General features: G+C 50.0%; 1 rRNA gene. It reads right to left on the bottom strand.

Annotated features, from left to right (window positions below):
* Positions 1-221, bottom strand: a 23S ribosomal RNA gene (locus tag GPK60_RS15770); the annotation flags it as partial.
* Between the last annotated feature and the right edge of the window lie 3 nt (positions 222-224).

The raw sequence follows: 224 nt of genomic DNA, 5'->3' as shown, positions 1-224 counted from the left end.
ACTCCCAGAATCGATGTTTCTTTCTTTTCCTCCGGCTACTTAGATGTTTCAGTTCACCGGGTTCCCTTCCATACGTTATGAATTGGCGTATGGATGACAGAGGTCTTCTCTGCCGGGTTTCCCCATTCGGATATCTCCGGATCGATGGATATTTGCTCCTCCCCGAAGCTTTTCGCAGCTTATCACGTCCTTCATCGGCTCTTAGTGCCAAGGCATCCACCCTG

This window comes from Ruminococcus sp. MCC718 (assembly GCF_018783905.1).
GTDB classification, from domain to species: Bacteria; Bacillota; Clostridia; order Lachnospirales; family Lachnospiraceae; genus Hominisplanchenecus; species Hominisplanchenecus faecis.
Note: the sequence above shows the minus strand (reverse complement) of the source record. Positions and strands in the feature narration are given on the sequence as shown.